Raw genomic sequence first — 24,345 nt, 5'->3', positions numbered from 1 at the left:
CGCCGTCATTGCGGGCGCAAATGCCTCCACACCGTCATGCCCGGGCTCGTCCCGGGCATCCACGTTTAGGAGGGTGCTGGACAGCCAGACGTGGATGGCCGGGACAAGCCCGGCCATGACGAGAGGATAGACCGCTCGCATGAACGACAAGACCGACGAGCGACTGATCGAGGCCGGGCGAAAACTGTTCGCTCGCGACTGGCAGTTCATCTGGGCCTCGCCTTCGATCCAATCGCTGCCGCCGATGGCGGGGCTGGAGATCGCCTTTGCCGGACGCTCCAATGTCGGCAAGTCGAGCCTGATCAACGCGCTCACGGGGCGAAACGCGCTGGCGCGCACCTCGCATACGCCGGGCCGCACCCAGGAGCTGATCTTCTTCGAGGTCCCCGGCAAGAACGACCTGCGCCTCGTCGACATGCCCGGCTACGGCTATGCCAAGGCGCCGAAGAGCCAGGTCGCGTCCTGGACCGAGCTGATCCACAAATTCCTGCTGGGCCGCGCCAGCCTCGCGCGCGTCTACGTGCTGATCGACGCGCGGCGTGGGATCAAGGACGTCGATCTCGAAGTGCTCAAGACGCTCGATCGCTCCGCCGTCAGCTACCAGATCGTGCTGACCAAGGCCGACCAGGTGAAGGCCGCCGAGCTGCAGGCGCGCATCGTCGAGACCGAGGCCGCACTCGCCAAGCATCCGGCCGCGTTCCCGACCGTGCTCGCGACCTCGTCACGCAGCTCGACCGGCATGGAGAGCTTGCGCGCCGCGATGGCGAAGCTCCTGGAAGAGCGGGCCGCGTGATGCTGGCGCAGCGCCTGCTGATCGGGCTTGCCGGCTTGATGGGCGCCGCCGGCGTCGCGCTGGCCGCCGCCGCCGCCCATGGCGCGGACGCTAATCGTCTTGCCTCCGCCAGCACCATGCTGCTGTTTCATGCAACGGCCATACTCGCGACGATCGCCTTGCTCACGCGCGGCCTTCTGCACGGCGGAATTGGGCTCGTGGCGGCGTTCGGCTTCGCGATCGGTACCGCGCTGTTCGCAGGCGACCTCACCTTGCGGCAATATGCCGGGCACACGTTGTTTCCGATGGCGGCGCCGACGGGCGGAACGGTGATGATTTTGGGCTGGCTGGCGCTGAGCGCGGCGGCGGTGGCGGCAAGGAAGTGACGCTCTTTCTTACCCTCCCCTGGAGGGGAAGGGTCGCTACGCATGAAGCAAAGCGAAATACGTAGCGGGGTGGGGTGACAGTCTCTCCATAGGAGTAGTGCCCGTGTGGAGAGATCACCCCACCCCGCTCGCGCTACGCGCGATCGACCCTCCCCCTCCAGGGGAGGGTAAGACCACTTTGCGCTGTCCCCGCCAATCGGATAGAACGCGCAGCATTCGACCCGCCAGCGAGACCCGCGACATGACCGACATCTCTCCGCTCGACCAGGCCCGCATCCTGTCCGAAGCGCTGCCGCACATGCAGCAGTATGACGAGGAAACCATCGTCATCAAATATGGCGGCCATGCCATGGGCGACGAGGAGACCGCGAAGAACTTTGCCCGCGACATCGTGCTGCTCGAGCAGACCGCGATCAACCCGGTGGTGGTGCATGGCGGCGGGCCGCAGATCGCGACCATGCTCAAGCGCCTCGGCATCGTCTCGGAATTCGCAGCGGGCCTGCGCATCACCGATGCCGCGACCATCGAGATCGTCGAGATGGTGCTGGCCGGCTCGGTCAACAAGCAGATCGTCGGCTACATCAACGAGGCCGGCGGCAAGGCGGTGGGGCTATCCGGCAAGGACGGCAACATGGTGAAGGCGACCAAGACGACGCGCACCATCGTCGATCCGGACTCGCATATCGAGAAGGCGGTCGACCTCGGCTTCGTCGGCGACCCCGAGAAGGTCGACCTCACTTTGCTCAACCAGCTGATCGGCTACGAGCTGATCCCGGTGCTGGCCCCGCTCGCGACCTCCAAGGAGGGCCAGACGCTCAACATCAACGCCGACACCTTTGCCGGTGCCGTCGCAGGCGCGCTCAAGGCAAAACGCCTGCTGCTGCTCACCGACGTGCCCGGCGTGCTCGACAAGTCGAAGAAGCTGATCCCGCAATTGTCGGTGAAGGACGCGCGAAAACTGATCGCCGACGGCACCATCTCCGGCGGCATGATCCCGAAGGTCGAGACCTGCATCTACGCCCTGGAGCAGGGCGTCGAGGGCGTCGTCATCATCGACGGCAAGATGCAGCACGCGGTGCTGCTCGAGCTCTTCACCAACCAGGGCACGGGCACGCTGATCCACAAGTGATACGAGAGACGCCACGCACGAGAGCCGTGATGCCCGGGCCAAAGCGCGAAGCGCGTCTTCGCACAGATGTCCCGGGCATCCACGACCTTTCTTCTCGTGGCAAAGACGTGGATGGCCGGGTCAAGCCCGGCCATGACGAACCGACAGAGCGTCGCCCGCCCCGCTCCCCCCTCACCCGCTTCCTGATGACGCTGCCCGCGGCCGTCGTCTCCTTCTTCTTCTCCTCCGCGCCGGCGATCGCCGACCTCAAGATCTGCAACCGCATGTCCTATGTCGTCGAGGCCGCGATCGGCATCGACGACAAGGCCGCCACCGCGACGCGCGGCTGGTTCAGGATCGATCCCGCCGCCTGCCGCGTCGTGGTGCAGGGCACGCTGACCGCCGACCGCATCCTGCTCAACGCCCGCGCGCTCGGCGTCTACGGCGCGTCCCCGATCCCGCAAAGCGGCAACGACATGCTCTGCGTCGCGCAGGACAATTTCGTCATCGCGGCGGCGCGGCAGTGCCGCAGCGGCCAGACGCAGGTTCCCTTCACGCAGGTGACGCCGACGCAAGGTGCGGACGGCAACCTGGTCGCTTATCTCGCCGAGGATTCCGAATATGACGACGAGCAGGCGCGCCTCGCCGGCATCCAGCGGCTCCTGGTGATCGCCGGTTACGACGCCGCGCCGATCGACGGCGTCGACGGGCCGAAGACGCAGAGCGCGCTGGCCGCCTTCCTGAAGAGCCGCGGATTGTCGGCCGACATCGTGGGCTCGCAAAACTTCTTCAAGACCATGGTCGATGCGGTGCAGACGCCGTCCGCGACCGGCCTGACCTGGTGCAACGACACGCCGCACAAGGTGATGGCGGCGATCGCGACCGACGACGGCAAGGCCGTGACGAGCCGCGGCTGGTATCGCATCGATCCCAAGACCTGCCTGCACCCCGATGTGAGCGGCCAGCCGAAGCAGATCTTCAGCTTCGCCGAAGCGGTCGACGCCGACAACCGCGTCGTGAAGCTGAAGGACAAGCCGCTGAACTGGGGCGGCGACAGGCAGCTCTGCACGCGCGAGACCAAGTTCGAAACCAGCGAGCAGACTGATTGCGGCGCGCGCGGCTTTGCGCCGACCGGCTTCGGCGCCGTGGACATGTCAAGCGGCGGCAAGACGCTGCGCTTTGCCGTCCCGTGAGCGAGAGACTTGTGATGAGCCCACCCCGCAGCTTCAGCCATGTCGACACCTGGGTGTTCGACCTCGACAACACGCTCTATCCGCATCACGTCAATCTGTGGCAGCAGGTCGATGCGCGGATCGGGGAGTTCGTCTGCAATTGGCTGAATGTCGGGCCGGAGCAAGCGCGGGCGATCCAGAAAGACTATTACCGGCGCTTCGGCACCACGATGCGCGGCATGATGACTCTGCATGGCGTTCGCGCCGACGACTATCTCGCCTATGTCCACAAGATCGACCACTCGCCGCTGGAGCCGAACCCCGCGCTCGGTACGGCCATCGCAAAGCTGCCGGGGCGAAAACTGATCCTGACCAACGGATCGGTCGACCATGTCGATGCCGTGCTGGCGCGGCTCGGCTTCGCCGGCCATTTCGACGGCGTGTTCGACATCATCGCCGCCGAGTTCGAGCCGAAACCGGCGGAGCAGACCTACCGCAAGTTCCTGAGGGATCATGCGGTCGATCCGACCCGCGCCGCCATGTTCGAGGATCTCGCCCGCAACCTCACCGTCCCCTACCGGCTCGGCATGACCACCGTGCTGGTCGTCCCTGACGGGACCAAGGAGGTGGTGCGCGAGGATTGGGAGCTGGAAGGCCGCGACGCCGCCCATGTCGACCACGTCACGGATGATCTGGCGGGGTTTTTGGCGGGGCTGTCACCACAATAACCGCTGTCGTCCCGGGGCGCGAAGCGAGCCCGGGACCCATAGCCACAGGAGTGATTGTGGCCCGAGATCGATAACTCCGAGTCCTCGCCAAACGAATTCCTGTGGTTATGGGTCCCGGGCTCGCGCTTCGCGCGCCCCGGGACGACGGTGGAGTATGCCTTGACTCTGCCCCTTCAAATCCCGAAAAAGCGCTCCAATTCCCGCGAAACCACGCGCTCCCCAGAGGAAATCACGATGTCCCTTGCAGCCCTCGAATCCACCATCAACAGCGCCTTCGAGGCGCGTGACGGCATCTCGACCTCGACCAAGGGCGAGGTGCGCGAGGCCGTGGACCAGGCGCTGGAGACCCTGGACAAGGGCGAGGCGCGTGTCGCCGAGCGCGGGGCTGACGGCAAGTGGAAGGTCAATCAATGGCTGAAGAAGGCCGTGCTGCTGTCGTTCCGCCTCAACGACATGGACGTCATTGGCGGCGGCCCCGGCAAGGCAAGCTGGTGGGACAAGGTGCCCTCGAAGTTCGAAGGCTGGGGCCCGAACCGCTTTCGCGATGCCGGTTTTCGCGCGGTGCCGGGCGCGGTGGTGCGCCGCTCGGCCTTCATCGCCAAGAACGTCGTCTTGATGCCGTCCTTCGTCAATCTCGGCGCCTATGTCGATGAGAGCACGATGGTCGACACCTGGGCCACTGTCGGCTCCTGCGCCCAGATCGGCAAGCGCGTGCACATCTCCGGCGGCGCCGGGATCGGCGGCGTGCTCGAGCCGCTGCAGGCCGAGCCCGTCATCATCGAGGACGATTGCTTCATCGGCGCGCGCTCGGAGGTCGCCGAAGGCGTGATCGTGCGCAAGGGCGCGGTGCTGGCGATGGGTGTGTTCCTGGGTGCCTCGACCAAGATCGTCGACCGCGAGACCGGCGAGGTCTTCATGGGCGAAGTGCCCGAGTACTCCGTGGTGGTGCCCGGCGCATTGCCCGGCAAGCCGATGAAGAACGGCCAGATCGGCCCGAGCACCGCCTGCGCCGTCATCGTCAAGCGCGTCGACGAGCGCACGCGCTCCAAGACCAGCATCAACGAGCTGCTGCGGGATTGATGCAAGGCGAGTAGCGAATGGCCAGTGGCGAATAGGGCGCGCGCCCTACGCGATTGGCTATTCACCATCCGCTGCCAGGATCGAACCCACCCTCCCTCCATCGCGACCAATTTCCGGGCGGTCCCGTTCCGCCCGGAGCCGTTCGCATGAACTGGACCTGGTACCTCTTCCGCTTCGACGGCCGCATGGGTCGCGCCGGATTCTGGTGCAGCCTGATCTTTGTCCTGTCCGGCATGATCCTGCTGCTCTTGCTCTGCCTGAGCGTCATGTCCGCGCTCGGCAGCGAGGTCAAATCCTTCAATCTGAATGCTGAGGACGTCTTCAAGATCGTCGATCCCGCGGCCTATCGATGGTCGCTGCTGGACAATTTGCCGCTGCTGCTGCTCAAGCTGGCCGCAACCGGATTGATGCTCTGGATCGATCTCGCGATCATGGTGAAGCGCCTGCATGACCGCAACAAGAGCGCATGGTGGCTACTTGCCTATTTCGTGCTGCCGGGCCTCTACAAGCAGTTCGAGGACCGCCTTCCGGACAGCTATTGGATGCTGCCGCTCGCGTTGGCGAGCGTCATCCTCCCCCTCGCCGCTTTCATCGAGACCGGCTTCCTTCGCGGCACCGTAGGGCCCAATCGGTTCGGTCCTGATCCGGCAGCCGAGGGCGATTCCACATCCGCCGCGCCTTCTGCGAAACGCTGGGACCAGAGCCGCGAGATCGAATTTGTCCCGCCCAGCGCTAGCCCACCCGGCGGCATGCATGTTAAGCGGGGCGCATGACCGATGCTCTCTCCATTGCCCGCGATCTGATCCGTTGCCCCTCAGTCACTCCGGCCGATGCCGGCGCGCTCGGGGTGCTCGAAAAAGCCCTGAACGAAGCCGGCTTCACCTGCCACCGCGTGACCTTCAGCGAGCCCGGCACGCCTGACGTCGACAATCTCTATGCGCGGATCGGCACTGAAGGCCCGCACATCACCTTTGCAGGCCACACCGACGTGGTGCCGCCGGGCGATGAGAGTGCCTGGAGCGTCGGCGCCTTCTCCGGAGAGGTGAAGGACGGCGTGCTGCACGGCCGCGGCGCGGTCGACATGAAGGGCGGCATCGCCTGCTCGGTCGCAGCGGTGCTGGAGCATCTGGCCGCCAACGGCGGCAAGCCGCGCGCGGATGGGACAGGCTCGATCTCGTTCCTGATCACCGGCGACGAGGAAGACGTCTCCATCAACGGCACCATCAAGCTGCTCAATTGGGCCGCCGCGCGCGGCGAAAAATTCGATCATTGCGTGCTCGGCGAGCCTTCCAACGTCGAGACGCTCGGCGACACCATCAAGGTCGGCCGGCGCGGCTCGCAATCCGGCACGCTCGTCGTCGACGGCGTGCAAGGCCATGTCGCCTATCCGCACCGCGCCTCCAATCCGGTGCCGGATATTTCGCGGCTGATCGTGGCGATCGCCGACGAGCCGCTCGACCATGGCAGCGCGCAATTCCAGGCCTCCAATCTCGAATTCGTCTCGGTGGATGTCGGCAACAAGGCCTTCAACGTCATTCCCGGCGAGGCCCGCGCGAAATTCAACATCCGCTACAACGACAACCACACCCAGGCGAGCTTGCGCGAATTGGTCGAGACGCGCCTCGCCAAGGCCTGCGGCAACCGCATCAAGGCGCGCATCGTCTGGGAGCCCTCGAACTCGAACGTGTTCGTGACCAAGCCGGGTCCGTTCACCGATCTCGCAGTGTCCGCAATCGAGGAGGTGACGGGCCGCAAGCCCGAGCTGTCGACCTCGGGCGGCACGTCGGATGCGCGGTTCATTTCCAGCTATTGCCCCGTGATCGAGTTCGGCCTGGTCGGGCAGACCATGCACCAGGTCGACGAGCGCGTCCCGGTGGCGGATCTGGAAAAGCTGACGAAGGTGTATCGCGGGATTTTGGCAAGGTATTTTGCTTGAGGCACTGTTGCCTCCATAAACACAAGTGTCATCGCCCGGCTTGACCGGGAGATCCAGTATTCCAGAGACAGCAGCGATTGAGCCGAGAGGCCGCGGCGTACTGGATGCCCCGCCTTCGCGGGGCATGACACCGAGGGTTTAGTAAGAGCGTGCCCGCTCTCTGCGCCGCGCGCCTAATAATCCACCTTCATCAGATACAGTCCCTCCGGCGGCGCGACGATGCCGCAGGCGGCGCGGTTGCGGGCTGCGAGTGCGGCGGAGAGATCGTCGGCGGTCCAGCGCCCTTCGCCGACCCAGACCAGCGATCCCACCATCGAGCGCACCTGGCTGTGCAGGAACGAGCGTGCCGAGGTGATGATCGTGATCTCGCGGCCATCGCGCAGCACGTCGAGCTGGTCGAGCGTCTTCTCCGGCGATTTGGCCTGGCACTCGGTGTCGCGGAAGGTGGTGAAATCGTGCTTGCCGAGCAGGCGTTGCGCCGCCGCATGCATCGCGTCAGCATCGAGCTTGCGCGGCACGCGCCAGGCGTGGCCGACATCGAGCGCGAGATTGGCGCGGGTGTTGACGATGCGATAGCGGTAGTGGCGCTTGACCGCCGAGAAGCGTGCTTCGAAGGTGTCAGGCACGATCTCGGCCTCGAGCACCGCGATCGGATGCGGACGCAGATGCGCGTTGAGCCCATCGCGAAAACGGCCCGGCGGAAACTGCTTGTCGACGTCGACATGGGCGACCTGACCGCGCGCATGCACGCCGGCATCGGTGCGGCCAGCGCCGTGCACGCGCAAATCCGCTCCGGTCATCGCCTTCACGGCCGCCTCGAGCGCGCCCTGCACCGACGGCAGCGTGTCCTGCACCTGCCAGCCGAAGAACGGCGCGCCGTCATATTCGATGGTGAGCTTGTAGCGGGGCATCGTGTCCAGTTTCGCCGTCATTGCCCGCGAAGGCGGGCAATCCAGTACTCCGTAGCCTATCCGATTGACCGAGAAGCCTCGGCGTACTGGATACCCCGCCTTCGCGGGGTATGACAGTGTCAGGTGAATTTGGATCCCGACCTCAACGGCACGCCGCGCAGGAAGTCTGCGGCCTGCATGCGGGCCTTGCCCTCGCGCTGCAGCTCGATGATGCGGATGGCGCCGTCGCCGCAGGCGACGGTGAGGAGATCGTCGAGCACCTCGCCAGGGGCGCCGACGCCTTTCGCCAATTCGCAGCGCAGGATTTTTACGCGCGCATTCTCGAGCTCGGCCCAGGCGCCGGGGAACGGCGACAAACCGTGGATGTGGCGCAGCACCGCGCGCGCGGGCTTGCTCCAGTCGATCCGCGCCTCGGCCTTCTCGATCTTGGCGGCGTAAGTGACGCCGTCCTCGCTCTGTGCCTTGAGCTGGAGGCCACCGCGTTCGAGCGCGGCCATGGCGCGCACCATCAGGTCGGCACCGAGGCGCGAGAGGCGATCGTGCAGATCGAGCGCGGTCATGCTGTCGGTGATTGCGATGCGCTCGGCCATGGCGACGTCGCCGGTGTCGAGACCGACATCCATCTTCATCACCATCACGCCGCTCTCGGCATCGCCGGCCATGATGGCGCGGTTGATCGGCGCGGCGCCGCGCCAGCGCGGCAGCAGCGAAGCGTGCAGATTGTAGCAGCCGAGCTTTGGCGCATCGAGGATCGCCTGCGGCAGGATCATGCCGTAGGCGACCACGACGGCGGCATCGGCCTCGAAGGCACGTAACTCCGCCAACGCCTCCTCGGTCTTCAGCGTCTTCGGCGTCAGCACGGGAATGCCGAGCTTTCGCGCGGCTTCCTCGACCGGCGTCGGCTGCAATTGCAGGCCCCGCCGGCCGCCCGGCTTCGGCGCGCGGGTGTAGACCGCCGCGATGTCATGACCATGCGCGACCAGCTCGAGCAGCGTCGGCACGGAGAAATCGGGCGTGCCCATGAAGATGAGGCGGAGGGGCATCGACGGAGACCCCTACTCCGCCGCGCGCTTGGCGGCTTTCTCGAACTTCTTCATGACGCGGTCGCGCTTGAGCTTCGATAGATAGTCGACGAACAAGACGCCGTTGAGATGGTCGATCTCGTGCTGGATGCAGGTGGCGTAGAGGCCTTCGGCATCCTCCTCATGCACCTTGCCGTCGAGATCGGTGAAGCGCACGCGCACCTTCGCGGGCCGCTCGACCTCCTCGTAATATTCGGGGATCGAGAGGCAGCCTTCCTCGTACACCGACAGCTCCTCGGACGAGGCGATGATCTCGGGGTTGATGAAGACCCGCGGCAGCGGCTTGGTCTCGCCGTTCTCGTCGCGCTTGGCGAGGTCCATGGTGATGAGACGCAAGGGCTGCGCGACCTGGATCGCCGCCAGGCCAATGCCGGGCGCGTCGTACATGGTCTCGAACATGTCGTCGGCAAGCTTGCGGATCTCGGCCGTGACCTTCTCGATCGGCTTGGAGACCAGACGCAGCTGCTTGTCGGGCAGGATAATGATTTCTCTGAGGGCCATGGCCGCGATTTAAGCCGCGCGCCGGATGCGGTCAATGCGGCCAGGAACCCGTTAACCCCTCGCTAACCATAAAACTTCGCCTTTCGTTAACCATAAAAATTAGGGGGTGGTTAACCCCGATCGTTCCCTCTTCGTTCGCGAATATCGGCGAATCGCGTTAGAAGGGCCCATGAACGAGATCATTTTCATGCTGGGCGACTGGCCGGTGCGCACAATCGATGCGCTGATCGGCTTCGGTGCGCTCGTCCTCATCCTGCTGGTTGTGATTACGGTCGTGATCGCGCGCTCGGGGCGGCGTGGCGCGGAACTCGCCATGGCGCATGCGATCCGGGCCGACGAGCTCGAGGAGCGCCTCGCCCAAGTGCTGCACGCCCAGAGCGAGGCCTCGGGCCGGGTCGACGCCATGACCCAGGCGCTGGCGGGACGTCAGGCCGAGATGGCGCGGGCGGTCAACGAGCGGCTGGATTCGGTGACGCATCGCGTCGGCCAGTCCATGGAACATTCGACCCGCAACACCATGGAGAGCCTGCGCGCGCTGCATGAGCGGCTCGGCATCATCGACAACGCGCACAAGAATCTCACTGATCTCACGACACAGGTGACGACGTTGCGCGACGTGCTCGCCAACAAACAGTCGCGCGGCGCGTTCGGCCAGGCGCGGATGGAGGCGATTGTCCAGGACGGTCTCCCCAAGGGATCCTACGAGTTCCAGTTCACGCTCTCGACCGGCAAGCGGCCGGACTGCGTCGTGTTCCTGCCCGACCAGCGCCCGCTCTGCATCGATGCAAAATTCCCGCTGGAGGCGATGACGGCGCTGCACGACGCCCGCACCGACGAGGAGCGGCGCGTGGCCACGCAGCGGCTGCGCAGCGACGTCATGAAGCATGTCAGCGACATCGCCGAAAAATATCTCGTCACCGGCGAGACCCAGGAGATGGCGCTGATGTTCGTGCCGTCGGAATCGGTCTACGCCGAGATCCACGACGGCTTCGACGACGTGATCCAGAAGGCCTATCGCGCCCGCGTCGTGCTGGTGTCGCCGTCGCTGCTGATGCTCGCGATCCAGGTGATGCAGCAGATCATGAAGGACGCGCGCATGCGCGATGCCGCCGACCAGATCCGCACCGAGGTGATCAAGCTCGGCGACGATCTCGGCCGCCTGCGCGACCGCGTCCTCAAGCTGCAGAAGCATTTTGCCGACGTGAACGAGGACGTGCGCCAGGTGCTGATCTCCGCCGACAAGATCGAGAAGCGCGCCGGGCGGATCGAGGAGCTCGATTTCAGCAAGAGCGATGCGGTGGAGGGACCGCGGCTGGTGGCGACTGGCGCGGGCGAGTTGTTCCCGCGGAAGCTCCAGGCGGGGGAGTGAGATTGGGGCACACTGTCATGCCCCGCGAAGGCGGGGCATCCAGTACGCCGCGGCGGTTGTGATGGAACCGAGACGCTGGTGGTTACTGGATCGTCCGCCCCAGTGCGCAATTGCGCACAAGGCGGACGATGACGGTGGTGAGATAGTCACATGGGTGCACGCCATTACTACGTCTTCATTCTCGCCAGCCGAATTGGCGGCACGCTCTATATCGGCGTGACGAACGATCTCATCCGCCGAGTGGCGCAGCACAAGTTGAAGCCCATCGAAAGCTTCACGGAGAAGTACGACGTCGCCCGACTTGTCTACTTCGAGCAGTTTGACGATCCCGAGAATGCGATCAAGCGGGAGAAGCGGCTGAAGAAGTGGAACAGGGCGTGGAAGGTTCGGTTGATCGAGCAGCATAACCCAAACTGGGATGATCTCTATCCTGGTATAGCCGGACCACCATAGCGCCGTCATACCCCGCGAAGACGGGGTCTCCAGTCCGCCGCAGCAGTTGTGATTGAACCGAGCCGCTGGTGATTACTGGATCGTCCGCCTTCGCGGACGATGACACCGAGCGTGTTGAAAGCTCTCCCGTCTGACCAGCTACCGCGAGAGTCTTTTCCCCCAGAATCTGCTAACACCTCCCCATGACCGCACCCGACGCGACCTCCTCCGCCGTGACCGCCGCCCCTGCGCCCTCCTGGCGCGAGAGCCTTGCCGTTTACCTGCAGCCGCGGGTGCTGATCGTGCTGTTTCTCGGCTTCTCCTCGGGGCTGCCGCTGGCGCTATCAGGGTCGACGCTGCTGGTGTGGATGCGGGAGGCTGGGGTCGATCTCAAGACCATCGGGCTGTTCGCGCTGGTCGGCACGCCCTATACGCTGAAGTTCCTGTGGGCGCCGCTGGTGGATGCGATGCATGTGCCGCTGTTCACCCGCGCCTTCGGCCGGCGGCGCGGCTGGCTGGTGTTCTCGCAGTTGCTCTTGATCATCGCGATCCTGCTGCTGGCGATGACCGACCCCGCACGCTCGCCGTTCTATGTCGCGCTCGGCGCGCTGCTGGTCGCAACCATGTCCTCGACCCAGGACATCGTGGTCGACGCGTTCCGGGTCGAGAGCCTGCCGGAGAGCGAGCAGGCCGCGGGCATGGCCGCTTACGTCGCGGCCTACCGCATCGGCATGCTGGTCTCGACGGCGGGCGCGCTGTTCATCGTCTCGGGCTTCGAGGGCACCGGCATTCCGCGCCAATCAGCCTGGATGTGGGGCTATGTGGTGATGGCGGCGATGGTGCTCATCGGGACGATCACGGCGCTGCTCGCGACCGAGCCCGAGCAATCGGCGCGGGCCGAGGCCGCGACACAGGCCGATACGGCTTTCGCGCGGGTTCTGCATGCGGCCATCGGCGCCTTCTCGGAGTTCCTGTCGCGCAAGGATGCGCTCGCTGCACTCGCCTTCGTGGTGCTGTTCAAGTTCACCGACGCCTTCTCCGGCACGATGACGGCGCCGTTCGTGATCGACCTCGGCTTCACCCGCAACGACTATGCGGCGATCGTGAAGGGCGTCGGCCTCGCGGCGACGCTGATCGGCGGCTTTGCCGGCGGTTTTGTCGCGCGGCGCTATCCGCTGGCGACGAGTCTGTGGATCGGCGGCGTGGTGCAGGCGCTCGCCAACCTCTCCTTCTCCTGGCTGGCCATCGTCGGCACCAACCAATGGGCGCTGGCGCTCGCCATCTGCGCCGAGAATTTCACCAGCGCCATCGGCACCGTGATCTTCGTCGCCTACCTCTCTGCGCTGTGCCAGAACCCGCTGCACACGGCGACCCAATATGCGCTGCTCACCGCGCTCGCGGCGGTGGGGCGGACCTATCTCTCATCAGGTGCAGGCTTCGTGGCGGATACCACGGGCTGGGCGATGTTCTTCGTGATCTGCGTGCTGGTGGCGATCCCGAGCCTGATGCTGCTGGCGTATTTGCAGAAGCGCGGGCATTTCGAGGCGCTGGGGCCGGTGAGGGTTTAAGCTGACGCTCTCACCACCGTCATTGCGAGCGAAGCGAAGCAATCCAGACTGCCCCCGCGGAACGATTTCTGGATTGCTTCGCTTCGCTCACAATGCCGGCCGAGGGAGTGGAGCGCCCCTACTGCTTCTTGATCAAGCTCCACTTCGTGATCACGGCTTCGCTCATCTGGCCGGGATCGCTGGCGCAGGCGACCTCGTCCACCTTCACGGAGATCTCCTTGCCGACGAAGGATTTCAGCTGCGCGGCCTGCGCGTCGCTGGAGGTGACGAGCTGGAACGTCTCGGGGCCGGTTTCGAGATTGCACAGCCCGTTCGGCGGCGGCAGGCGGCGCGGTTCCGACGTGATCTGGTAGGTCGCGACGCGCTTGCCGTTCTTGACGTCACGCACCTTCATCGCGTTGAGCTCGCCCGAGAGCACGTCGCCATTGTTGATCGGCTTGCCGGGCTTGGACGGCGGCGGCGCCTCGTCGCGTTGCTGCGCGGAGATGGCCGGGGTCACCAGCATCAGCATCGTCGCGACCAAAGCGAAGCGTGTGGCGAAAAGTTTCGTCATGTCGTCCGTTCCGTGGAAAGTCTGGATGGCTAGAACAGGGTGCGCTGCCGCATCGCAGCCGATAGCGTACCTTCGTCGAGATAATCAAGCTCGCCGCCGACGGGAACTCCGTGGGCGAGCCGCGTCACCTTCACATTGGCGTCCTGAAGCAGGTCGGTGATGTAATGCGCCGTGGTCTGGCCGTCCACCGTCGCATTCAGCGCCAGGATGATTTCATGCACCTCGGCTGCGTGGGCACGCGCCACCAGTGCGTCGATGGTGAGGTCCTGCGGGCCGACGCCGTCGAGCGGCGACAATGTCGCGCCGAGCACATGATAGCGACCCTGGGTCGCATTGGCCCGCTCCAGCGCCCAGAGGTCGGCGACGTCGGCGACAACGACGATGATGGAGGGGTCGCGCTTCGGATCGGTACAGACCGTGCAGGGATTTTGCGTGTCGATGTTGCCGCAGGTCTTGCAGACCTGGACCTTGTCCAGCGCCACCTGCAAGGCGCTCGACAGCGGCATCATCAGCGCTTCGCGCTTCTTGATCAGATGCAGCGCCGCGCGCCGCGCCGAGCGCGGACCGAGGCCCGGCAGCCGCGCGAGCAGCTGGACCAGCCGCTCGATCTCAGGACCTGCAACAGCGCCCATCTTATTGGCCGAACAGCCCCGGCGGCAGGCCGAGCCCGCCGGTGAGGGCCTGCATCTTCTCCTGCATGGCGGTCTCGGCCTTGCGGCGCGCATCACTGAGGGCGGTGACGAGCAGGTCTTCCAGCACCTCGCGCTCTTCGGCCTTCATCAGCGAAGGATCGATCCTGACTCCCTTGACGTCCATCTTCGCCGTCATGCGCACGGCGACGAGGCCGCCGCCGGAGATGCCCTCGACCTCGACGTTGGCGAGCTCGTCCTGCATCGCCTGCATCTTGGATTGCAGCTGCGCCGCCTGCTTCATCATGCCGAGAAAATCAGCCATGGGTGCGTGTCCTTGAAAACAAAGAATTGGCGCTAGAGATCGTCGTCGCCGTCGGAACCGTCAGGCGGATCGTCGCTGCCATAGTCGGCGTTAATATTGGTCTCCGGCGCCTCGGGGGCAAGCCTGCGGACCTCGACGACCTTGGCGCCGGGGAAACGCGACAGCACCTCCTGCACGCGGGGATCGGCTTCCGCGGTACGGGCATGCTCCTGCTTGGCCGCCTGGTTCACCGAGCGCAGCGTCGGCTGTCCCTGTTCGTTCGAGACGATCACGGTCCAGCGGCGGCCGGTCCACAGCTCGAACTTCTTCGCAAGCTCCGAGATCATGGTCTTGGAGGCGTTGGGCTCAAGCGCGACCTCGAGCCGGCCCTCCTCGAAACGAACGAGACGCATGTCGCCTTCGAGCGCGCCCTTGGTCATGAGGTCGCGCTTCTGCCCGGCGAGCGCAACCAGCTGGGTGAAGCTCGTGATCCGCAGCTGGGGTGCCGCCCCTTGCGGATCCGGCGCGGGCGCCGCCATCTGAGGTCGGGCGCCACCGCCAAACGCAGTCGGAGACGATGTCGGCATCCGCACAGGTGCTGGCGAAATCGGCGCAGCGGAGGCAACCGGCGCGGCGGGGGCGCCGCTGCGCGCGCTACTTCCACCGCTCACGACCGGCGAGCCGCCGCCGTTCTGCTCGAGCATCTTGATCGCTTCGTCGGGCGTCGGCAGGTCGGCGACATAGGCGATGCGCACCAGAACCATTTCCGCCGCGGCCGCGGGGCGCGTTGCGGCCTGCACCTCGGTGATGCCCTTGAGCAGCATCTGCCACATCCGCGACAGCACGCGCATCGAGATCTTCGAGGCGAACTCCTTGGCGCGCACGCGCTCGGTCTCGCCATAGGCGACGTTGTCGGCAGTCGCCGGAATGACCTTCACACGGGTGACGAAATTGACGAACTCGGCGAGGTCCGAGAGCACGACGATCGGGTCGGCGCCGACATCGTACTGGTCACGGAACTCCTTGAAGGCGGCCGCGATGTCGCCGCGCGCCAGCGACTCGAAGAGGTCGATGACGCGGGTGCGGTCGGCGAGGCCCAGCATCTGCCTGACGGCATCGGCCTTCACCTGCCCCGCTGCATGCGCGATCGCCTGGTCGAGCAGCGACAGCGAATCGCGCACGGAGCCTTCCGCGGCCCTCGCGATGATGCCGAGCGCCTCCGGCTCGATCTCGACGTTCTCCTTGGCCGCAATACTGGCGAGGTGCTTCATCAGCACGTCGGCCTCGACGCGGCGCAGGTCGAAGCGCTGGCAGCGCGACAGCACGGTGACCGGAACCTTGCGGATCTCGGTGGTCGCGAACACGAACTTGGCGTGCTCCGGCGGCTCCTCCAGCGTCTTCAGGAAGGCGTTGAACGCCGCCGTCGACAGCATATGGACTTCGTCGATGATGTAGACCTTGTAGCGGGCGCTGGCGGGGGCATAGCGGACGCTGTCATTGATCTGGCGGACATCGTCGACGCCGGTATGGGAGGCGGCGTCCATCTCCAGCACGTCCATGTGCCGGCTTTCCATGATCGCCTGGCAATGCACGCCCAGCGTCGGCATGTGGATGGTCGGCCCCTTCACCGATCCGTCCGGCATCTCATAGTTGAGGGCACGGGCGAGGATTCGCGCAGTGGTGGTCTTGCCGACGCCGCGGACGCCGGTGAGAATCCAGGCCTGCGGGATGCGCCCGGTCTCGAACGCGTTGGAGACGGTGCGGACCACGGCCTCCTGGCCGATCAGGTCGTCAAATGAGGAGGGGCGGTATTTGCGCGCCAGCACTCGGTAGGGCGCGTTGCCGGCCTGGCCGGCGCTGTCGGGATCGGGAGGGGCGCCAGCGTCGGTCATCGGTCGATCCGCAATGAAATGTCTCTTGGCCGGCTTTTGCGGAAAGGAGCGCGCTGGCGGCTGGTGCCGCCGGCGCTGGTTCGCTCGGAAAAACAGGTAGGAGACTGACGAGCGACCCGATCCGGACCTCGTTAGGGCTGCTTCCTTCCGGACCTGACCCGGTTGGCGAGTGGCTCGTCCACCGCCAATCTCCCGGCCCCTATTTGGGGCCAAAGGGAGCGGAAAGCAAGCGGGTATCCGCTTGAACAGCTTGAGTTTGCCCAGCATCCGGGCAAATTTCGGCCTGCCCAGCCGATAGGCTGTGCTTTCGCTGCCGGGACCACCTTGCTAAGAACGCTGCCGGAACTCCACCCAACCAGAAAAGCGATTGATCCCAATGGTTACACGTCGTGATGTTGCATCGATTGTCGGACTTGGCGCCGTGGCCGCGGCCGCGCTGGCTGCGCCGGCGGTAGCCCAGACCGCCGATCCGAACGAATCGACCTTCGCCCGCATCCGCCGGACCAAGAAGATGCGGATCGGCGCCGTCGGCGGCGGCGCGCCCTATTACATGAAGGATCTGTCCAGCGGCCAGTGGAAGGGCTTCTACATCGACATCGCCAAGGGCCTCGCAGACGACATGGAGGCCGAGCTCGAGATCACCGAGACCACCTGGGGCAATTCGGTTCTCGACCTGCAGGCCAACAAGATCGACATCTTCTTCGGCCTCAACCCGACCCCGAAGCGCGCGCTGGTGATCGACTTCTCGGTGCCGGTCTTCAACAACGCCTTCGCCATCCTCTGCAAGAAGGATTTCAAGCCGAAGAGCTGGGCCGAATTGAACTCGCCCGACATCAAGATCGCGGTCGACCAGGGCTCCTCGCATGACCAGGTCGTCAGCCGCCTGACGCCGAAGGCGCAGATCACGCGGCTGAAGACCGCCGACGATGCCACCGCCGCGCTGCAGACCGGCCGCGTCGACGCGCAGTGCCTGATCACCATGCTGTCGCTGACCGTGCTGAAGAAGAACCCCGCGCTCGGCCAGCTCGTGCTGCCGACGCCGATCTTCGCCACCACCTCGAATGCCGGCTTCCGCCGCGAGGCCGACAAAACATGGCGCGACTACGTCAACACCTGGATAGACTTCAACAAGGGCCTCGGCTTCATCCGCAACGCCATCATCACCAATATGGAGCTGGTGGGCGTGACGGAAGCGGACATTCCGCCGGGCGTGTCGCTGTAAGAGTAATGTTCGAGGTCGGCTCGCTCCGCACACTCCACTCCGCCCCCTCCACCGCTTGCGGGGGAGGGTCGGGGAGAGGGTGCCTCCACGGAGAGACTCCCCCAGAGGAAAGAGCCCTCACCCGCATCGCATCTTCGATGCGATGCGACCTCTCCCGCAAGCGGGAGAGGTGAAGAAGAGAGCACGCATGTATCAGTGGGACTTCGGAATCCTCTGGAGCTATCGCTGGCTCTTTCTCAACGGGCTCGGCGTCACGGTCGGCTTCACGATCGTCATCGTCGTGTGCGGACTGCTGTTCGGCCTGCTCGGGGCGTTCGGCAGCCTGTCGCGGATCAAGGCATTGCGGCTGACCGCGCTCGCCTTCATCGAGGCGTTCCGCTGCACGCCGATCCTGGTGCAGCTGATCTGGTTCTATTACGCGCTGCCGATCCTCGCCGGTGTCGAGATGACCCCGATCACGGCTTCCGCGCTGGCGCTCTCGCTCTATGGCGGCTCGTTCTATTCGGAGATCATCCGCGGCGGCATCGTCTCGATCGACAAGGGTCAGTCCGAAGCCGGCGCGGCGCTCGGCATGACGCCGAGCCAGAGCATGCGCCGCATCGTGCTGCCGCAGGCGATCAAGCGCATGATCCCGGCGCTGATGAACCAGTCGATCATCCAGTTCAAGAACACCTCGCTGGTCTCGGTGCTGGCCGTGCCTGATCTGGTCTATCAGAGTCAGGTCGCCGCCCATGACAGCTACCGGCCGCTGGAGACCTACACCGCGGTCGCGCTCGCCTATGCGGCAATCCTGATTCCGCTCACCATCCTCGTCCGCCGCGGCGAGAAGCAACTGGCGGTGAGCGAATGAGCGAGACGCCGAAAATCGAGATCCGCAGCCTTCGCAAGAGTTTTGGCAGCAACGAGGTCCTCAAGAACATCAATCTCGACGTCACCAAGGGCGGCGTGGTCGCGCTGATCGGGCCATCAGGCTCGGGTAAATCAACGCTGCTCCGCTGCATCAATCTCCTGGTCGTGCCCGACGGCGGCAGCGTCCGCGTCGGCGACACCCGCTTTGCGTTCGGAGATGGCGCCAAATTGCCCGATGTCAAAACGCTGGCGAGATTCCGCGCCACCACCGGCATGGTGTTTCAGCACTTCAACCTGTTCCCGCACATGACGACGCTGCAGAACGTGATGGAGGGGCCTGTCACGGTGCGGCGCATGGCCAAGGCGGAGGCCGAAACGCTCGCGCGTGCGCAGCTCGCCAAGGTGGGACTTGCGGAGAAAGCGGACCAATATCCGGCGACGCTCTCCGGCGGCCAGAAGCAGCGCGTCGCGATCGCGCGGGCGCTCGCGATGGAGCCCGATGTCATGCTGTTCGACGAGGCCACCTCCGCGCTCGATCCCGAATTGGTCGGTGAGGTGCTGAACGTGATCCAGCAACTCGCGTCGGAGGGCATGACCATGGTGATCGTGACGCACGAGATCGCGTTCGCCCGCGAGGTGGCCGAGCGTGTCGTGTTCATGCGCGACGGAATCGTGGTCGAGGAGGGTTCGGCGCGGCAGGTGATCGACAGCCCGCGGGAGGCTGCGACGCGCGCCTTCCTCAGCCATTTCCACCGCACCGGCGCGCTGCCGCCGGCAAATGCGATATCGTGATGTCCGACATCAATCGCGTCTATCTCGTCACTGGTGCCGCCAGCGGCATCGGCCGCGCCACCGCAAAGCTCCTTGCGGCGCCGGGCACTGCGCTGCTGCTCCACACGCGCGCGAACACAGAAGGCCTCGACGCGAGCGCGGCCGAGGCCGAAGCGAAAGGCGCCATCGTCGCAAAGTGTCTCGGCGATCTTGCCGAGAAAGCCGCCATTACTGATGCCGTCGCTACCGCGAACGCTGCCTTCGGCCGGCTCGACGGATTGATCCTGGTCGGCGGCCACGCCCGCCGCGGCAGCGCCATTGGCACGCCGGCGGATGAATTCCGCAAGGCGATGGACGAATCGGCGCTGGCGTTCACGCGGCTGGTCGATGCCGCGCTGCCGCTGCTGCGCGCCGGACGCGATGCGCGCATCGTCGCGATGTCGTCCTTCGTCGCGCACGCGATCCGTCCCGAATTCGCGCCCTTTGCTGCGACCGCCGCGAGCCGTTCCGCGCTGGAGGCGCTGGTGCGGCTGGCCGCGATCGAGCTCGCGAAGGACGGCATCACCGTCAATGCGGTATCACCCGGCCTCATCGTCAAGGACAGACCGAGCGAGAGTCGGCTGTCGCCCGAACAGATCGCCGCAACCGAAGCGCTGATCCCGATGCGCCGCCGCGGGCGGCCGGAGGAAGTCGCCGAGATCATCGCCTTCCTGGCATCACCGAAGGCGTCCTACGTCACCGGCCAGGTCTGGCACGTCAATGGAGGCCTGACATGACCGAAGCAATCATCGAGCGCATCAGGCTGTTCCTGATCGAAAGCCCGATCAAGATGGCGCGCCTGCAGGGCGTCGGCAACATCAAGGGCACCGTGAAGCGCGTGCTGATCGAGCTGACGTCGAGCGACGGCGTGATCGGCTGGGGCGAGGCGGCACCGTGGGAAGTGTTCACGGGAACGCCGGAAGCCGCGTTCGCCGCGCTCGATATCTATTTGCGTCCGATCGTGCTCGGCAAATCCGTTCGGCGCATACGCGCGCTGATGGCCGAGCTCGACCGTGCGCTGGTCGGTCACGCCGAAGCCAAAGTCGGCATCGAGATGGCGCTGCTGGACATCGTCGGCAAGTCGTCTGGGCTCTCGGTTGCCGACCTGCTCGGCGGCCGCGTGCGCGACACCATCCCCCTCTCCTTCTCGATCGCCGATCCGGATTTCGCGGCCGATCTCGAGCGCATGCGGAAAATGGTTCCGGACGGCAATGTCATCTACAAGGTCAAGACCGGCGTGAAGCCGCATCGCGAGGACCTCGATCATCTCGAAGCGATCCGCAAGGAATTCGGCGACAAGGTCGACCTGCGCGTCGACTACAACCAGGCGCTGGCGCCGTTCGGCGCCATCAAGATCCTGCGCGACGTCGAGGAATTCGCGCCGACCTTCATCGAGCAGCCGGTGCCGCGCAAATATCTCGACGTGATGGCGCAGCTGACCGCGGCATTGGAAACGCCGGTGCTGGCCGACGAAAGCTGCTTCGACCGCCGCGACATGATGGAGGTGGTGCGGCGTGAAGCGGCCGACGCCGTCTCGATCAAGCTGATGAAGGCCGGCGGCCTGTTCGAGGCCCAGGCGATCATGGCGATCGCCGACATCGCCGGCCTGCCCGGCTATGGCGGCACGCTGTGGGAGGGCGGCATCGGCCTTGCCGCCGGCACGCAGCTGATCGCGGCCACCCCGGGCATCTCGCTCGGCTGCGAATTCTACACGCCGCATCACGTGCTGACCGAGGACGTGCTGGAAGAGCGCGTTGCGAACCGCGCCGGCCATGTCGTGGTGCCCGACGGCCCGGGCCTCGGCATCCGCGTCAGCGAAACATCGGTCCGCGCCAATGCAAGGGTGCTGGCGGAGGCGTAGTTTCTGTCATTCCGGGGCGCGCGCAGCGCGAGCCCGGAATCCATAACCACAGGCGGGGGCTGCCGCACGCGCTGGCAACCAAGAGTCTTCGCCACGCTACTCCCTGTGGTTATGGGTCCCGGATGTGCGCTTCGCTTGTCCGGGACGACGAGCGCGTATGCGGTGACAGCGGGGCGCCATCCTTCCCCTCCGGGAATCCCTATCGTATGGTCGCACCCAACAAGCCCGTTCCCCATCGGGCCATCCGGAAACGCATATGCCCGAACCCGCCTGGTCACTGCACTCCCGCCTGAAAGAGGACACCATCGATATCGGCGATCTGCCGCTGTCGAAGGTGCTGGTCATCAAGGACGCGCATTATCCCTGGCTGCTGCTGGTGCCGCGGCGGGTGGATGCGATCGAGATCATCGATCTCGACGAGGTGCAGCAGGCGCAGCTGATGACGGAGATCTCCCGCGTCTCGCGCGCGCTGAAGGAGACCACCAAATGCGACAAGCTCAACATCGCCGCGCTCGGCAACCTCGTGCCGCAGCTGCACGTCCACATCATCGCGCGCCGGACCAGTGACGCCGCCTGGCCGCGGCCGGTGTGGGGCGTGATGCCGCCATTGGCACATGACGCCGCGGAGGTTCAGAATTTCATCAGCGCGCTTCGCCGCAAGATCTGGTTGGGTTGAAAGAACAATAATGTCAGCATTCGACGCATTTCCGCTGGGGCAGCCGGCCTTCGTCACCAACGTCCTCGACCGCGCCGCGCATCTGCGCCGCGACGACGAGAAGCTGTTTGTGCTGGAGCAGAAGCCGTCTTCGCGCGCCTATGTGGTGTATCGCGACTCGCTGCTGGTGAAGCGCGAGGGCGACAAGGTGCGCGCGCTGCTCGGAATCGACGAAGCGCTGAAATGCGGTGCCAATCCCGGCACGGTGTTCCTCGGGCTTCGCGGCGGTGCGGCCGTGTTCGGCATGGGCCTGTCGCAGGCGGCCGCGGAGAAGCTGGTCGGCGGCGGCGACTACGCCGTCACCGAGCTGCGCGGCATGGCAATGCAGGGCGCGATCCCGCCCGAGGAGCTCTCGGCCGTGGCGATGGCGAAGTCGATGGTGGGTTGGCACCAGCGCCACGGCTATTGCGCCAATTGCGGCACGCGTACCGCGATGAAGGAAGGCGGCTGGAAGCGCGACTGTCCGAGTTGCAAGGCCGAGCATTTTCCGCGCACCGACCCGGTCGTGATCATGCTGGTCGCCTCCGGCGACAAGTGCCTGCTCGGCCGGCAGAAGCAGTTTCCGGCAGGGATGTATTCGTGCCTCGCCGGCTTCGTCGAGGCCGCCGAGACCATCGAGGACGCGGTGCGCCGCGAGATCCTGGAAGAGTCCGGCATTCGCTGCACCGACGTGCAATATTACATGACCCAGCCCTGGCCCTATCCGTCGTCGCTGATGATCGGCTGCAGCGCGCGGGCCGTGAGCGAGGACATCGTGGTCGATCACGCCGAGCTCGAGGACGCGCGCTGGTTCACGCGCGAGGAGGCGGCCCTGATGCTGACACGGACGCATCCCGACGGGCTCGCCGGCCCGCATCCGTTCGCGATCGCCCATCATCTGCTCGGCCGTTGGGTACACGAGAAGAGCAGCTGAGCCGAACGACGATGGCCGGGATCGCGCCGCGCATCCTCTGCATCGGCATGCCGGTGCGCGACCTCATCCTGCGCGTCGAGGCCCTGCCCGAACGTGGCAGCAAGGCGAACGCCAGCCATCTCGCCGAGATCTGCGGCGGCAACGCGCTCAATGCCGCGATCACGATCGCACGGCTCGGCGGCCGCGTCGCGTTCGCAGGGCCGATGGGCGATGCGCGGGAGACGTCCAGCTATTTCATTCTCGCGCAGATGGCGCAGGAGGGCATCGATAGCACGCATATCGTGCGCATGCCGGGCCTGAGCACGCCGGTCTCGGCGATCATGATCGAGCCCTCGGGCGAGCGGACGCTCACGATCTATCGCGATCCCGCCTTGTGGACGGTGAAGCTGCCCGAGGCCGACGCGTTGCTCGCTGATTGTCAGGCGGTGCTCGTCGAAAGCCGCTGCGCGGCCTTCGCGACCTCGCTTGGCGCAGAGGCACGCCGGCGCGACATCCCCGTCATCGTCGGCGTCGACCGCGCGATGGCGTTGCAGGACGGTCTGCTCACGGCCTCCTCGCATCTGCTGTTCGCCAGTGCCGAGCTGCAGGAGACGGCTGGCATCGCTGACGACGGCGCGGCCTTGAGGCGCCTGGCGGAGCTGACGCCCGCCTTCCTGGCGACCACAAGGGGCCCGCGCGGCACGATCTGGCTAAATGAGGCGGGCGCGCTGGAGGAGACGCCGGCCTTCCCGGTCCAGGCGGTCGATACGCTGGGCGCCGGCGACGTCTTCCATGGCGCGTTCGCGCTCGGCTTCGCCGAGGGTAAGGACGCAAGGGGGGCGATGCGATTCGCCGCGGCCGCCGCGGCGCTGAAATGCACCCGCCATGGCGGCGGCCCGGCTGCCCCGCAACGCGTTGAAGTTGAAGAGCTTTTGCGCAATCGCCGGTAGAGCGATTCCACTGTCACGCCGAGATTATAGGCTTGCCGTGGAATGATTTTCTCTATATCAGGGAAATCTGCCCCTGAAATGGAACAAAGTTCTTCAAATGACTGATGTCGCCGTCCAGATCCCTGAGACCAGCCGCCGCCTCGACGCCATCGACCGCAAGATCCTGATGGTCCTCCAGGAAGACGCCTCCCTCTCCGTCGCCGAGATCGGCGACCGGGTCGGCCTGTCCTCGACCCCCTGCTGGAAGCGCATCCAGCGCCTGGAGGCCGACGGCGTGATCATCAAGCGCGTCGCCCTCGTCGACCAGAACAAGATCGGGCTCGGCATCTCCGTGTTCGTGTCGGTCGAGAGCTCCGACCATTCGGATGCCTGGCTGAAGCGGTTCGCCGAAGCCGTCAGCGCCATGCCGGAAGTGATGGAGTTCTATCGCATGGCCGGCGACGTCGACTACATGCTGCGCGTCGTGGTCGCGGACATGCAGGCCTATGACGTGTTCTACAAGAAGCTGATCAGCGCCGTGCCGCTGAAGAACGTCACCTCGCGCTTCGCGATGGAGAAGATCAAGTCGGTCACCGCGCTGCCGATCCCGGCGGTGGTGGCGGCTTAGGATTCATTACACGAAA

27 protein-coding genes and 1 other RNA gene are annotated in these 24,345 nt (G+C 65.5%); 20 read left to right on the top strand and 8 right to left on the bottom strand.

The features are described from left to right. The first annotated feature begins 139 nt into the window (after nt 1-139). From yihA to dapE, 8 genes are all read left to right on the top strand, one after another. Nucleotides 140-793 carry a ribosome biogenesis GTP-binding protein YihA/YsxC gene (gene yihA / locus N2602_RS04085; protein ID WP_260381843.1) on the top strand — a complete coding sequence of 218 codons (654 nt, stop codon included), beginning with the start codon at nt 140-142 and terminating at the stop codon, nt 791-793. Then, on the top strand, nt 793-1,158 hold the full coding sequence (locus tag N2602_RS04080) for a DUF423 domain-containing protein (protein ID WP_260383607.1): 366 nt from the start codon (nt 793-795) through the stop codon (nt 1,156-1,158). Before yihA ends, N2602_RS04080 begins: the two co-directional genes overlap by 1 nt. Before the next feature lie 241 nt (nt 1,159-1,399). Beyond that, nucleotides 1,400-2,287 carry an acetylglutamate kinase gene (argB, locus tag N2602_RS04075; protein ID WP_130363552.1) on the top strand — a complete coding sequence of 296 codons (888 nt, stop codon included), beginning with the start codon at nt 1,400-1,402 and terminating at the stop codon, nt 2,285-2,287. 185 nt (nt 2,288-2,472) lie between these two features. Then, nucleotides 2,473-3,459 (top strand): DUF1036 domain-containing protein, encoded by a 987-nt coding sequence (locus tag N2602_RS04070; RefSeq protein ID WP_172786714.1) that lies wholly within the window; start codon nt 2,473-2,475, stop codon nt 3,457-3,459. Nucleotides 3,460-3,473: 14 nt separating this feature from the next. Beyond that, on the top strand, nt 3,474-4,166 hold the full coding sequence (locus N2602_RS04065; protein ID WP_172786713.1) for a pyrimidine 5'-nucleotidase: 693 nt from the start codon (nt 3,474-3,476) through the stop codon (nt 4,164-4,166). A 234-nt stretch (nt 4,167-4,400) separates the two neighbouring features. Next, nucleotides 4,401-5,246, top strand: coding sequence for a 2,3,4,5-tetrahydropyridine-2,6-dicarboxylate N-succinyltransferase (gene dapD, locus N2602_RS04060; protein ID WP_025032495.1), 846 nt, complete (start codon nt 4,401-4,403; stop codon nt 5,244-5,246). Nucleotides 5,247-5,392: 146 nt separating this feature from the next. Beyond that, nucleotides 5,393-6,019, top strand: coding sequence for a DUF805 domain-containing protein (locus N2602_RS04055; protein WP_260381842.1), 627 nt, complete (start codon nt 5,393-5,395; stop codon nt 6,017-6,019). Then, nucleotides 6,016-7,182 (top strand): succinyl-diaminopimelate desuccinylase, encoded by a 1,167-nt coding sequence (dapE, locus tag N2602_RS04050; RefSeq protein WP_260381841.1) that lies wholly within the window; start codon nt 6,016-6,018, stop codon nt 7,180-7,182. The genes N2602_RS04055 and dapE overlap by 4 nt, the downstream gene beginning before the upstream one ends. A 173-nt stretch (nt 7,183-7,355) precedes the next feature. Here dapE and truA read toward each other — a convergent pair whose 3' ends face one another. The 3 genes from truA to def form a co-directional block, all read right to left on the bottom strand. After that, a complete protein-coding gene (gene truA / locus N2602_RS04045; protein WP_260383606.1) occupies nt 7,356-8,093 on the bottom strand; it encodes a tRNA pseudouridine(38-40) synthase TruA in 738 nt (245 codons plus the stop codon). A gap of 119 nt (nt 8,094-8,212) precedes the next feature. Next, nucleotides 8,213-9,136, bottom strand: a complete 924-nt coding sequence (fmt, locus tag N2602_RS04040; RefSeq protein ID WP_260381840.1) for a methionyl-tRNA formyltransferase — start codon at nt 9,134-9,136, stop codon at nt 8,213-8,215. Nucleotides 9,137-9,148: 12 nt separating this feature from the next. Further along, nucleotides 9,149-9,676, bottom strand: a complete 528-nt coding sequence (gene def / locus N2602_RS04035; RefSeq protein ID WP_036041776.1) for a peptide deformylase — start codon at nt 9,674-9,676, stop codon at nt 9,149-9,151. 169 nt (nt 9,677-9,845) lie between these two features. Between def and N2602_RS04030 the strand changes: the two genes are divergently transcribed. From N2602_RS04030 to N2602_RS04020, 3 genes are all read left to right on the top strand, one after another. After that, on the top strand, nt 9,846-11,045 hold the full coding sequence (locus N2602_RS04030) for a DNA recombination protein RmuC (protein WP_260381839.1): 1,200 nt from the start codon (nt 9,846-9,848) through the stop codon (nt 11,043-11,045). 150 nt (nt 11,046-11,195) lie between these two features. Beyond that, nucleotides 11,196-11,498 (top strand): GIY-YIG nuclease family protein, encoded by a 303-nt coding sequence (locus tag N2602_RS04025; RefSeq protein ID WP_260381838.1) that lies wholly within the window; start codon nt 11,196-11,198, stop codon nt 11,496-11,498. A 182-nt stretch (nt 11,499-11,680) separates the two neighbouring features. Beyond that, nucleotides 11,681-13,045 (top strand): AmpG family muropeptide MFS transporter, encoded by a 1,365-nt coding sequence (locus N2602_RS04020; RefSeq protein WP_172786705.1) that lies wholly within the window; start codon nt 11,681-11,683, stop codon nt 13,043-13,045. A 118-nt stretch (nt 13,046-13,163) separates the two neighbouring features. Here the strand turns inward: N2602_RS04020 and N2602_RS04015 are convergent, their stop codons facing one another. The 5 genes from N2602_RS04015 to ffs all read right to left on the bottom strand — a co-directional run bounded on the left by N2602_RS04015 (nt 13,164) and on the right by ffs (nt 16,616). Beyond that, nucleotides 13,164-13,598 (bottom strand): hypothetical protein, encoded by a 435-nt coding sequence (locus N2602_RS04015; RefSeq protein ID WP_172786704.1) that lies wholly within the window; start codon nt 13,596-13,598, stop codon nt 13,164-13,166. A 29-nt stretch (nt 13,599-13,627) separates the two neighbouring features. Then, nucleotides 13,628-14,230, bottom strand: a complete 603-nt coding sequence (recR, locus tag N2602_RS04010; protein ID WP_025032504.1) for a recombination mediator RecR — start codon at nt 14,228-14,230, stop codon at nt 13,628-13,630. Nucleotide 14,231: 1 nt separating this feature from the next. Continuing rightward, nucleotides 14,232-14,552, bottom strand: a complete 321-nt coding sequence (locus N2602_RS04005; protein WP_172786703.1) for a YbaB/EbfC family nucleoid-associated protein — start codon at nt 14,550-14,552, stop codon at nt 14,232-14,234. A gap of 32 nt (nt 14,553-14,584) precedes the next feature. Beyond that, the gene (locus N2602_RS04000) at nt 14,585-16,423 is read right to left on the bottom strand and encodes a DNA polymerase III subunit gamma/tau (protein ID WP_260381837.1); all 1,839 of its coding nucleotides are present in this window, start codon (nt 16,421-16,423) and stop codon (nt 14,585-14,587) included. A 96-nt stretch (nt 16,424-16,519) separates the two neighbouring features. Beyond that, nucleotides 16,520-16,616: signal recognition particle sRNA small type (ffs, locus tag N2602_RS03995), an RNA gene on the bottom strand. A gap of 183 nt (nt 16,617-16,799) precedes the next feature. On the opposite strand from ffs, the gene N2602_RS03990 reads away from it, so the two are divergent. The 9 genes from N2602_RS03990 (at nt 16,800) to N2602_RS03950 (ending at nt 24,329) form a co-directional block, all read left to right on the top strand. Then, complete coding sequence (locus tag N2602_RS03990; protein ID WP_212259598.1) at nt 16,800-17,645, top strand: transporter substrate-binding domain-containing protein; 846 nt, start codon at nt 16,800-16,802, stop codon at nt 17,643-17,645. A gap of 187 nt (nt 17,646-17,832) precedes the next feature. Beyond that, nucleotides 17,833-18,495 (top strand): amino acid ABC transporter permease, encoded by a 663-nt coding sequence (locus N2602_RS03985; protein ID WP_172786700.1) that lies wholly within the window; start codon nt 17,833-17,835, stop codon nt 18,493-18,495. Then, the gene (locus tag N2602_RS03980) at nt 18,492-19,286 is read left to right on the top strand and encodes an amino acid ABC transporter ATP-binding protein (RefSeq protein WP_260381836.1); all 795 of its coding nucleotides are present in this window, start codon (nt 18,492-18,494) and stop codon (nt 19,284-19,286) included. Before N2602_RS03985 ends, N2602_RS03980 begins: the two co-directional genes overlap by 4 nt. Continuing rightward, nucleotides 19,286-20,041, top strand: coding sequence for an SDR family NAD(P)-dependent oxidoreductase (locus tag N2602_RS03975; protein ID WP_260381835.1), 756 nt, complete (start codon nt 19,286-19,288; stop codon nt 20,039-20,041). The genes N2602_RS03980 and N2602_RS03975 overlap by 1 nt, the downstream gene beginning before the upstream one ends. Next, nucleotides 20,038-21,165, top strand: coding sequence for a muconate cycloisomerase family protein (locus tag N2602_RS03970; RefSeq protein ID WP_260381834.1), 1,128 nt, complete (start codon nt 20,038-20,040; stop codon nt 21,163-21,165). The genes N2602_RS03975 and N2602_RS03970 overlap by 4 nt, the downstream gene beginning before the upstream one ends. A gap of 256 nt (nt 21,166-21,421) precedes the next feature. Then, a complete protein-coding gene (locus tag N2602_RS03965) occupies nt 21,422-21,841 on the top strand; it encodes an HIT domain-containing protein (RefSeq protein WP_260381833.1) in 420 nt (139 codons plus the stop codon). A 10-nt stretch (nt 21,842-21,851) separates the two neighbouring features. Then, nucleotides 21,852-22,793, top strand: coding sequence for an NAD(+) diphosphatase (nudC, locus tag N2602_RS03960; RefSeq protein WP_260381832.1), 942 nt, complete (start codon nt 21,852-21,854; stop codon nt 22,791-22,793). An 11-nt stretch (nt 22,794-22,804) separates the two neighbouring features. Further along, complete coding sequence (locus N2602_RS03955; protein WP_260381831.1) at nt 22,805-23,722, top strand: sugar kinase; 918 nt, start codon at nt 22,805-22,807, stop codon at nt 23,720-23,722. Nucleotides 23,723-23,819: 97 nt separating this feature from the next. Beyond that, on the top strand, nt 23,820-24,329 hold the full coding sequence (locus N2602_RS03950) for an Lrp/AsnC family transcriptional regulator (RefSeq protein ID WP_025032510.1): 510 nt from the start codon (nt 23,820-23,822) through the stop codon (nt 24,327-24,329). Nucleotides 24,330-24,345 lie beyond the last annotated feature (16 nt).

The organism is Bradyrhizobium sp. NC92 (genome assembly GCF_025200865.1).
In the GTDB taxonomy this organism is placed as follows: domain Bacteria; phylum Pseudomonadota; class Alphaproteobacteria; order Rhizobiales; family Xanthobacteraceae; genus Bradyrhizobium.
The sequence above is the reverse complement of the archived record's forward strand: the minus strand, read 5'-3'. Positions and strand labels throughout refer to the sequence as shown.